This window comes from Polymorphospora sp. NPDC050346 (assembly GCF_040655695.1).
Taxonomy (GTDB): domain Bacteria; phylum Actinomycetota; class Actinomycetes; order Mycobacteriales; family Micromonosporaceae; genus Polymorphospora; species Polymorphospora lycopeni.
Map to the genome: position 1 here is coordinate 1 of NZ_JBFAKM010000029.1, position 10,153 is coordinate 10,153.

The window sequence follows — 10,153 nt, forward strand, 5'->3', positions numbered from 1 at the left end:
CAGCGAATTCGGCGTGGATACGCCGAATTCGCTGTGGCCCGCGACAGCTATATGTGCCCGGCCCGCAGCGAGCACGCCCCTCGCTCGCGCCGGCCGGGTCGGTGCGCGGCGGCCGGGACGGGCCGGCGGCCCGGCGCCCGCCGGCCGGCCGGCTGATGACGGGGCGGAGTAGGCGGCATGGAGTGCCGTGAACCGGGAATCCCCGGCTGCCGGCCGCCGCGCGCGGCCCACCGGCCCGAAAGGCTCACTCCTGTGTTGACACCTTCTGCCGTACCGCGTCGTGCCGTCCTGGCCGGGCTCGCCGTCACCGCCGCCGTCGTGCTGGCCGGGTGCGGCGGCGGCGGCAAATACTCTTCCGCGACCGAACAGGGCGCGGCCCCGACGGCGCCGGCCGGCGCCACGGCGGGCACCACGACGACGTTCAACGACGCCGACGTGATGTTCGCCCAGACGATGGTCCCGCACCACCGTCAGGCCGTGGAGATGTCGGTGCTGGCCGAGACCCGCGCCGACAACACCGACGTCAAGGCGCTCGCGAAGCGGATCCGCGACAACCAGCAAGCGGAGATCGACACGATGACCGGTTGGCTGGCCGCCTGGGGCCGGCCGGCGCCGATGCCGGGCGCCGGCCACGGTACGGCCCCGCCCGGCACGGATCACCCGATGCCGGGCATGCTGTCCGACGCCGACATCCAGAAGCTGGCGGACGCCAGGGGAACCGAGTTCGACCAGCAGTACCTCACCATGATGATCACCCACCACCAGGGTGCCATCACCATGGCCAGGCAGGAGATCGCGACGGGGGCCAACGCCGACGCCAAGGCCCTCGCGCAGCGGATCGTCACCGAGCAGCAGGCCGAGATCACCGCGATGCGCGACATCCTGAGCCGCCTGTAGACGCGCCGGCCGTCGGCCGGACGCCCGGCCAACTCAGGCGGTCGAGGCGAGCAGCACCACCAGGGCGATGACCACCATCACGCCCAGGGCCAGCGTCCACACCTTCGCCGGCTCCTCGTACCAGGACTTCTCCGGCTGGCGTGGCGCCATCACCGGCGGTCGGGGCGTCGGCACCGGTTGCGGCGGCGGGGCGACGGGGCGCGCCGGCTGCGGCGGTCGCGGGGCCATCCGGGGCGGCTGCGGCCCCGGCCGGACCGGCTGGGCCGGGCCCGGACCGACCGGCCCGGCGGAGACCGGTCGGACGGGCTGCTGCTGCTGCGGGTACGCCGGTCCCCCGCGCGGCGGCACGGCCGCCGGTCGCGCCGGGGCCGGCCGGGCCGGCGGACCCGGCACCGGTCGCGCCGGTACGGCCCGCGGCACCCCCGAGTGCCCCTGGCCGGCGGCGCCCGGCACGCCGAAACACAGCGCGCCCTCGGCGACGACCGTCTCCGGCTGCTCCAGCGTCGTCGGCGGCAGCCCCAACTCGCTGTGGATCAGGTGTGCGGCCAGCGGAATCCGGCTCGACCCGCCGACCAGGAAGATCCCGACCAGGTCGGCCGGCCGCAGCCGGGCCGCCGTGATCGTCTGGGCGAGGCAGGTCACCGTACGCATCAGCGCCGGCCGGATCAGCGCCTCGAACTCCTCGCGGGTCACGTGCGCCGAGATGTCCAGCGCCGGCAGGTGGATGTCGGCGCTGGTGGTGCGGGACAGCATCTCCTTGGCCCCGCGTACGTCGTCGTAGAGCAGCGTGCGCTGCCGGCGCTGGCCGGTGTCACCCGGGCTGATCACCGAGTTCCACATCATCGTGTGGTCGGTGGAGTAGCCGCGGCCCAGATGCTCCACCAGCGCCTGGTCGAAGTCGAGGCCGCCGAGTTCACCGAGCCCCTGCTCGGCCAGCACCTCGAATCCGGCCGGGGAACGGCGTACGACGGTCGCGTCGAACGTGCCGCCGCCGAGGTCGTAGATGCCCAGCGCCCGGCCGACCGGGACCGCCGTACCGAGCACCGCCGTGTAGTACGACGCGGCCGCGACCGGCTCGGCGATCAGCCGGGGGGCGGGCAGGCCGGCCGCCCGCGCCGAGTCGACCAGCACCGCCCGGCGCCGCTCGCCCCACTGCGCCGGATGCGTCATCCGCAGCTCGTCGCAGGAGCCGCCGAGCTGGCGCTGCGCCTCGGCCGCGATCCGCCGCAGCACCGCCGCGATCACCTGCGGCAGCGGCAGCTCCTGGTCGCCGAGCAGCACCACACCGTCGTCGACGCGGCGCTTCGGGTTGGGTTCGTAGCGCGACGGGTCGATGCGGGCCGACCGCTCGGCGTCGCGACCGACCAGCATCCGGCCCTCGGGGTCGAGGTAGACGCACGACGGCTGCAACGGCGAACCGTCGAACAGCAGCGGACGCGCCCGGCCGTCCGGACCACGCACCATCGCCACCGTGTTGGACGTGCCGAAGTCGACACCGAGGACCCGCATGCGGGTCACGATACTGAACCGGTGCGCGTACCCGACGTACCGGCGAACACCGCGCCGACCACGCCCCGCCGGGTGCCGTCCACCCGCCGGCCAACCGGGCCGGGCATACTGCCCACCGTGCCGCACCCCCACCCGTACCTCGACGCCCCCGGACCGCTGGCGTTCGCGCACCGTGGCGGTGCCGCGCACGGCGACGAGAACACCGCCGAGGCGTTCGCGCGGGCCATCGACCTCGGCTACCGGTACGTCGAGACCGACGTGCACGCCACCGCCGACGGCGTCGCCGTCGTCCTGCACGACCCGACCCTGGACCGGGTCGCCGGGGTCCGCGGCCGCGTCGCCGACCTGCGGTGGAAGGACCTGGACACGGTACGCGTCGGCGGGGCGGCGGTCGTGCCGCGGCTGGACGACGTACTCGCCGCCTGGCCGCAGGTCCGGTTCAACGTCGACGTGAAGGCCGACGCCGCGGCCGAGGCGGCGGTCGCCGACGTACGGCGGGCCGGCGCCGGCGACCGGGTACTGCTCGCCTCGTTCAGCGACGCCCGGCTGAACCGGCTGCGTGCCCTGGCCGGCCCGTCGGTCGCGACGTCGCTCGGGATGCGGTCGGTCGCCCGGCTGCGGCTGGCGTCGCTGCACGGGCGGCGGATCACGCTGCCGCCGTCCGTCGTCGCCGCGCAGGTGCCGGTGCAGTACGGCCGGATCCCGGTCGTCGACCGCCGGCTGGTCGCGTACGCCCACCGGCTGGGGTTGCACGTGCATGTCTGGACGATCGACGAACCCGCCCAGATGGACGGGTTACTGGATCTGGGCGTGGATGGCATCATGACCGATCACGTCGACGTGTTGCGCGACGTCTATCTCCGCCGCGGCCACTGGACCGCCTGAACCCCCGGGAAAACTCCGATGGCCGACACCGTCACCGCCGCGGGCGACACCGCCACGCCGCCGCAACCGCCGCACAGCACCCGCCGCGAACGGACCGGCTGGTACTTCTACGACTGGGCGATGTCGGCGTTCTCGACCACCGTCATCACCGTCTTCCTCGGCCCGTTCCTGACCAGCATCACCGAGGTCGCGGCCGGCTGCGAACTGGGCGCCGCCGACTGCACCGGATACGTCTACCCGCTCGGGATCAAGGTCGCCGCCGGCGCCTACTTCCCGTACCTGGTGTCGCTGTCGGTGTTCCTGACCGTGTTCGTGCTGCCGATCACCGGGGCGATCGCCGACCGGTCGGCGCACAAGAAGCGGCTGCTGGCGGTCGCCGCCTTCCTCGGCTCCGGGGCGACGATCGCGATGGTGTTCGTCACCGGCGACCGCTACCTGCTCGGCGGCGCCCTGTTCGTGTTCGCCAACGTCAGCTTCGGCGCGGCCGTGGTCGTCTACAACTCGTTCCTGCCGCAACTCGGCGGCCCCGACGACCGGGACGGTATCTCCAGCAAGGGCTGGGCGCTCGGCTACCTCGGCGGCGGCCTGCTGCTGATGCTGAACCTGGTCGTGGTGACCCTGTTCAGCGAGGAGGGCAACCCGCAGCGCACCCTGGACCTGGCCCGCTGGTCGATCGTGTCGGCCGGCGTCTGGTGGTCGGCGTTCACCCTGGTCCCGCTCTTCTGGCTGCGGGAACGGCCGTCGGTGGAGGCGGCCGCCGGCGGCGTACGCGGCAACGTGCTCTTCGACGGCTTCAAGCAGCTCGGCCACACCATCAAGGGCCTCAAGGCGTACCCGTTGACGCTGTTCTTCCTGCTGGCGTTCCTGGTCTTCAACGACGGCATCCAGACCGTGATCGCCCTGGCCAGCCAGTACGGCACCGAGGAGCTGCGGCTCGACCAGACGACGCTGATCGTGACGATCCTGCTGGTGCAGTTCCTGGCGTTCGGCGGCGCGCTGCTGCTCGGCGGGGTCGCCAAGCGGATCGGGGCGTGGAAGACGGTGCTGATGAGCCTCGTCCTGTGGACCGGGGTGATCCTGGCCGCGTTCTGGCTGCCGGCCGAGGCGCCGATCCCGTTCATGATCCTGGGCGCGGCGATCGGTCTGGTCCTGGGCGGCAGCCAGGCGCTGAGCCGGTCGCTGTTCAGCCAGCTCATCCCGGCCGGCAAGGAAGGCGAGTACTACGGCTTCTACGAGATCAGCGACAAGGGCACCAGCTGGCTCGGCCCGCTGGCGTTCGGCCTGGTGTTCCAGCTCACCAACAGCTACCGGGTCGGTCTGGTCTCGCTGCTGATCTTCTTCGTGGTCGGCTTCGCGCTGCTGCTGGCGGTGCCGATGCGTAAGGCGATCATCGCGGCCGGCAACACCCCGCCCCGGGTCCTGTGATGATCGGTCGGGCACGTTCCCGGTACGCTGCCCGACCGTGACCGTCGACGACTCCGCCCTGTCCCCCGCCTGCCTGGTCGCCGGCGACGGCCGGCTGCGCCACGGCGCCGCCCTGAAGTTCTTCTGGGGGCCGATGGACTGCGGCAAGTCCACGATGGCGTTGCAGATGAACTACAACCACGCCCGGCAGGGCCGGCGCGGGATCGTGCTGACCCGCATCGACCGCTCGCTGGGGCCGCAGATCACCACCCGGATCGGGCTGGCCCACCAGGCGATCGAGGTCACCGACGAACTCGACCTGCGGGCGCTGGTCCGGGGCCGGTGGGCCGACGGCGAGCGCGTCGACTACCTCATCTGCGACGAGGCGTGCTTCTACACCGTCGAGCACGTCGAGCAGATGGCCGAGCTCGTCGACTGCTACGACGTCGACGTGTTCGCGTTCGGGCTGGCCAGCGACTTCCGGGCCGAACTGTTCCCGGCCGCCCGGCGGCTGTTCGAACTCGCCGACGAGGTCGCCCGCATCCAGGTCGAGGTGTTGTGCTGGTGCGGCCGGGAGGGCCAGCTCAACGCCCGGGTCGTCGACGGCAAGGTGGCCCGGGAGGGTGCCCAGGTCGTCATCGGCGACACCGTCGACCACAGCGAGGTGCGCTACCAGGTGCTGTGTCGGCGCCACCACCGCACCGGCGACCTCGGCCCGGTGCGCCCATGACCGGGCGAAGCGAGGTCATCATCAGGCTCAGGGCAAGTCATGCGGTCACCGAGCGAAGCGAGGGGGACGCATGACGTCGCTTCCGGTCACCGTCGACCCGGCGTCGCCGGTCGCGCCGTACGAGCAGGTCCGGGCCGGGATCGCGGAGCTGGCCGCGACCGGCCGGCTGGCCGCCGGCACCCGGCTGCCGACCGTACGCCGGCTCGCCGAAGATCTCGGGCTGGCCGCCAATACCGTCGCCCGCGCCTACCGCGAACTGGAGCAGGCCGGGCTGGTCGAGACCCGGGGCCGGCACGGCACGTTCGTGACCGCGCAGGCGGGCGGGGTGCCGGACGAGGCCCGGCGGGCGGCGGCCGATTACGCGGCCCTGTCCCGTCGGCTGGGGTTGCCGCCGGAGCAGGCACTGGCCCTGGTCGCCGCCGCCCTCGACACCCGTAGCTGACCGGCGGCCCACCGGGCGCCCGGCTACTTTCGATGCCGGTGACGAAACTAAAAATGTCAATACGATGTGGCAGAAATATTGATTACGGTCAGTCGTTGCCTGTTGCGCTGTGTGACAGGTAGGCTACTGACGGCTGCGCGGCCAATAGGAAACTCTTTCATCCCACACGACTGCTTGGCAGTAGATGCCTACAGGTGTCCCTGCCATACGGGAGGCAGTGAACGTGCGAAAGTTCCGCAGTCTTTCAATTGCTGCGCTGATCGGCGTGATGGCACTCAGTATCGCCAGCCCGGCCCAAGCCGAGCCCGATTCCGCCGACTCCTCGAGAATCGCCCCGTCCGGATCGATTACCGCCACCGAACTCGCCGCCATGGCGGCGGACGGGCCAGCTCAGTTCCACAATAGGCGCACCGACAAGTGCATGGACCTGGTCGGAACGGGTGCCGGCGCCCTCGGTGACCCGGTCATCCAGTACACCTGCAACTCCAGCACCGCCGACAACCAGCGGTGGTACGCCGATATCTACGCCGGCGGCGTCACATTCAGCATCCGGAACGAGAAGAGCGGCCTGTGCCTCGACCTGCCGGGCCCCGGTGCGGCCGCCAACGGAACCGCGCTGATCCAGTACACCTGCCGGCCAGGCCCCACTGACAATCAGATGTTCCAGTGGTACGGGGACGGCAAGCTCCTGAACGTCGTCAGCAACAAATGCATCGACGTCGTCGGCCCGGGCACCGGCGGAAACAGTACCGCGCTGGTCGTGTACAACTGCATCGACAACGACGACCAGGAATGGGACTGGTGGCCCTTGAGCTTCCGGGCACAGCAGGCGGCTACGTCCTGATGGGAGCCGACCGCATGCGACTCATCAGAGGTATCGGAATTGCTGTGGCGGTTGGCCTTGCCGTGGCCAGCTTCGCAGCACCGGCTCAGGCCAATTCGACGACGCCCGGATCGGCCGCAGCCACGGACGCCGCAGTGATGGCCACCGAGGGACCCTACATTTTCAAGAACACTGTCACCGGCAAGTGCATGGACCTGGTCGGGACGGGCGCCGGTTCCGTCGGCGACACGCTCATCCTGTACACGTGTAACGCGACCACCGCCGACAACCAACTGTGGTACCTCGACACCACTCCAAACGGCTTCACCATCCGCAACGCGAAGAGTAACCTCTGCATCGACCTGGAAGGCACCGGCCCGGTGCCGAACGGGACCCAGCCGATCCAGTACTACTGCCGACCAGGTGACGGCGACAACCAGATGTTCTACTTCGATGCGGACAATCTGCTCCACAATTTGAAGAGCGACAAGTGCATCGATGTTGTCGGGCCAGGAACCGGCGGTAACGGTACCGCCCTGGTCATGTACAACTGCAACATCAACGACGATCACGAATGGCTGCCCAACTATCCATTCGCACCGTCCTCGCCGTACGGCTCGGCCTCCTCTTCCCCGCTCGCTACCGGGTTCGAGTTGGTGAGACCGTGACGGTGACCGGCTAGCTCCGGCACCGACCCGGCAAACACCGGGAGTACTCCCACCACCGATCGGCCCGAACCGGCACCGGTTCGGGCCGATCGTGCTGCCCGCCATTCGCGCCGCACCGCTGTCGATGACCGGCCCGGTGGTCTACCGTCGGGCACACCCCCGCCGCCGACGCCGAGGAGTCCATCGATGGCCCGCCACGTCCAGCCCGCGCCCCCACCGGCCGACCCGTACGCCGGCGACCGGCAGCTCAACTCGTGGCTGGAGCGGCACCTCGGATCGGCCGGCCACGCCGCCGCCAAGGACCGGTTGGCCGCCCTCGCCGCCGAGGTCGACGGGCCACTTCGGGCCGCGCACCACGACGCCGAGAACGACCCGCCGACCCTGGTCCGCTACGACGGCTGGGGCGCCCGCGTCGACCGGATCGACACCAGCGCCGGCTGGCAGGCGCAGCGGGCCGCCGCCGCCCGGCACGCCGTCGTCGCGCTGCCGTACCAGGCCGAGGCCCGCGCCACCTGGGGTGCGGCGGCCCGGGTGGTCCAGCACGCCCTGCTGCACCTGTACGCCCCGGAGTCCGCGACGTTCTCCTGCCCGGTGGCGATGGCCGACGGGGCGGCGGCGCTGCTGTCCCGCCCGGATGTGGACCCGGCCGTACGCGACGCCTGGCTGCCCCGGCTGACCAGCACCGACCCGGACACCGCGATCACCAGCGGGCAGTGGATGACCGAGGCGCAGGGCGGCTCCGACCTGGCCCGCTCGACCACCACCGCCCGCCCGGCCGGGGACGGAAGCTGGCGGCTCACCGGCGAGAAGTGGTTCTGCTCCGCCGCCGACTCGGCGATGGCGATCGCCTTGGCCCGGCCGGAGGGGGCCGGGCCCGGCAGCCGGGCCCTCGCCCCCTACCTGGTGCCCCGCTACGCCGCCGACTCACCGCTCGCGGGCGGCGCCGATCCGGCCATGCCGGCGCCCGGCGTGACCGTGCGCCGGCTGAAGGACAAGCTCGGCACCCGGGCGCTGCCGACGGCCGAGATCGGCCTGCACGACGCGTACGCGCTGCCGGTCGGCGATCCCGGCCAGCCGGGTCTGGTCCGGGCGATGACCCTGGTCGTGGTCACCCGGGTGCACAACGCGTCGGCCGCCGCGAGCGGCATGCGCCGCGGCCTGGCGTACGCCCTCGCCTACGCCGGGGCCCGGCAGATCGCCGGCGGGCGGCTCGCCGACTCGCCGCTGCACCGGGCCACCCTGGGCACGCTCGCCGTCGACACGGCCGGCGCGTTCGTTCTCACCGGCCACACGTTCGCGCTGCTCGGTCGGGTCGAGATCGGCGCCGACCCGGACGCCGCCGCCGAGCTGCGTCTCGTCGCTCCGCTGGCCAAGCTCGCCACCGGCCGGCTCGCCGCCGCGGCGGCCAGCGAGTACGTGGAGGCGTTCGGTGGCGCCGGCTACGTCGAGGACACCGGGGTGCCCCGGCTGCTGCGGGACGCCCAGGTGCTGCCGATCTGGGAGGGCACGACCAACGTGCTCGCCCTGGACGTGCTGCGTGCCGTCACCCGCGAGGACGCGGCCCCGCCGCTGCTGCGCCGGCTCGACGCCGCGGCCGATGTGGCCCGTACCCGGTCGCCGCTGGTCGCCGACCTCCTCGCCGGGGCGACCGCCCGGCTACGCGAGGCGCTGGCCGACGTCGCCGCCGACCCGACGGCCGCGCAGGTGGTCGCCGGGGCGCGCGGGCTGGCGCTGCGGATGGCGTACGCGCTGACCACGGCGCTGCTGGTCGAGCAGGCCGACTGGGGCGACGAGCAGGCCGAGGTGGCGGCCCGGCTGTGGGCCCGGCGCTGGCTGCGCGGCGACGACATCGCGATCGACGCCCATCATCATCTTGAGCTGCTGGCCTAGCCTCTCCGTATACCTGCGATCAGGTTCCTGTTTACCGTCACGCCGCTTTTCCGCGGCGGCTGGTCGCTGCACGCGTCCGCCCCGAATTCAAGCCTTGTACCGAGCTTGCGCGAGCGGATAGCCTATTGATGGCTACAACAGTAGCCACAACTCCCGCAATGGCACTACCAGCGCGCCCATCGGCACAAAAAGCGGGGAGGCGTCACATTGAGGAATGTCTGGAAAATCGCTGCCACGATGACGTTGCCGGCGATGGCCGTTCTCGGACTCTCAACCCTTACCAAAACCAACTCCCCGAATTCTTCCACACCGGCGCCACCCGCCACAAGAAGCAATTCGATCGTCGACACGACGTCCGCGGGCCCCTTCAACATCTACAACCCGGTGACCGGCAAGTGCATGGACCTCGCTGGCGCCGGGACGGGCCGTCCCGGCGACCCCGTCATCCAGTACACCTGCGACAACACCGACGCCGACAACCAGCGGTGGTACGTGGACTACCGCCCCGGATTCTCCAGCTTCACGATCCGTAACGCGAAGAGCGGACTGTGCGTGGACCTGCCGGGCACCGCCGCACCCGCGAACGGAACCGCGCTGATCCAGCGAACCTGCATACCCAGCCCCAACGACAATCAGCTCTTCTATTTGGAAGACGAACTGCTCAGAAACGTCAAGAGTGATAGCTGTGTCGGCGGCAACGGCGCGGCACTCGGTATATACAGTTGCCTCACGGCGGACGACCACTGGTGGCAACTACTGTGGTGAGGTGAAGACGACCTCATTCGGCGACTACTCCCGCCGCGCGTGAACGTGAATGAATGGTCGTCCACGGAATCCATGTGACGAAGTCGGGGGGGGGCCCCCCCCCCCCCGCCGCGCCCCCCCCCCCACCCGCCACCACACCC

General features: G+C 71.3%; 10 protein-coding genes. 9 read left to right on the forward strand and 1 reads right to left on the reverse strand.

Annotated features, from left to right (window positions below; all coding sequences use genetic code 11):
* Positions 1-252 precede the first annotated feature (252 nt).
* Positions 253-897, forward strand: a complete 645-nt coding sequence (locus AB0I42_RS25760) for a DUF305 domain-containing protein (protein ID WP_357540892.1) — start codon at positions 253-255, stop codon at positions 895-897.
* 33 nt (positions 898-930) lie between these two features.
* Here AB0I42_RS25760 and AB0I42_RS25765 read toward each other — a convergent pair whose 3' ends face one another.
* The gene (locus AB0I42_RS25765) at positions 931-2,406 is read right to left on the reverse strand and encodes an Hsp70 family protein (RefSeq protein WP_357540894.1); all 1,476 of its coding nucleotides are present in this window, start codon (positions 2,404-2,406) and stop codon (positions 931-933) included.
* A gap of 117 nt (positions 2,407-2,523) precedes the next feature.
* On the opposite strand from AB0I42_RS25765, the gene AB0I42_RS25770 reads away from it, so the two are divergent.
* The 8 genes from AB0I42_RS25770 to AB0I42_RS25805 all read left to right on the forward strand — a co-directional run bounded on the left by AB0I42_RS25770 (position 2,524) and on the right by AB0I42_RS25805 (position 10,013).
* Complete coding sequence (locus AB0I42_RS25770) at positions 2,524-3,291, forward strand: glycerophosphodiester phosphodiesterase family protein (RefSeq protein ID WP_357541060.1); 768 nt, start codon at positions 2,524-2,526, stop codon at positions 3,289-3,291.
* Between the two features lie 18 nt (positions 3,292-3,309).
* A complete protein-coding gene (locus AB0I42_RS25775; protein ID WP_357540896.1) occupies positions 3,310-4,716 on the forward strand; it encodes an MFS transporter in 1,407 nt (468 codons plus the stop codon).
* A 58-nt stretch (positions 4,717-4,774) separates the two neighbouring features.
* On the forward strand, positions 4,775-5,425 hold the full coding sequence (locus tag AB0I42_RS25780; protein WP_357541062.1) for a thymidine kinase: 651 nt from the start codon (positions 4,775-4,777) through the stop codon (positions 5,423-5,425).
* A 70-nt stretch (positions 5,426-5,495) separates the two neighbouring features.
* Complete coding sequence (locus AB0I42_RS25785; protein WP_357540898.1) at positions 5,496-5,867, forward strand: GntR family transcriptional regulator; 372 nt, start codon at positions 5,496-5,498, stop codon at positions 5,865-5,867.
* 223 nt (positions 5,868-6,090) lie between these two features.
* Positions 6,091-6,711, forward strand: coding sequence for an RICIN domain-containing protein (locus tag AB0I42_RS25790; protein WP_357540900.1), 621 nt, complete (start codon positions 6,091-6,093; stop codon positions 6,709-6,711).
* Positions 6,669-7,358: an RICIN domain-containing protein gene (locus AB0I42_RS25795; RefSeq protein ID WP_357540902.1), complete on the forward strand. Its 690-nt coding sequence runs from the start codon at positions 6,669-6,671 to the stop codon at positions 7,356-7,358. The genes AB0I42_RS25790 and AB0I42_RS25795 overlap by 43 nt, the downstream gene beginning before the upstream one ends.
* 186 nt (positions 7,359-7,544) lie before the next feature.
* The gene (locus AB0I42_RS25800; RefSeq protein ID WP_357540904.1) at positions 7,545-9,248 is read left to right on the forward strand and encodes an acyl-CoA dehydrogenase family protein; all 1,704 of its coding nucleotides are present in this window, start codon (positions 7,545-7,547) and stop codon (positions 9,246-9,248) included.
* A gap of 207 nt (positions 9,249-9,455) precedes the next feature.
* On the forward strand, positions 9,456-10,013 hold the full coding sequence (locus AB0I42_RS25805; RefSeq protein ID WP_357540906.1) for an RICIN domain-containing protein: 558 nt from the start codon (positions 9,456-9,458) through the stop codon (positions 10,011-10,013).
* Positions 10,014-10,153 lie beyond the last annotated feature (140 nt).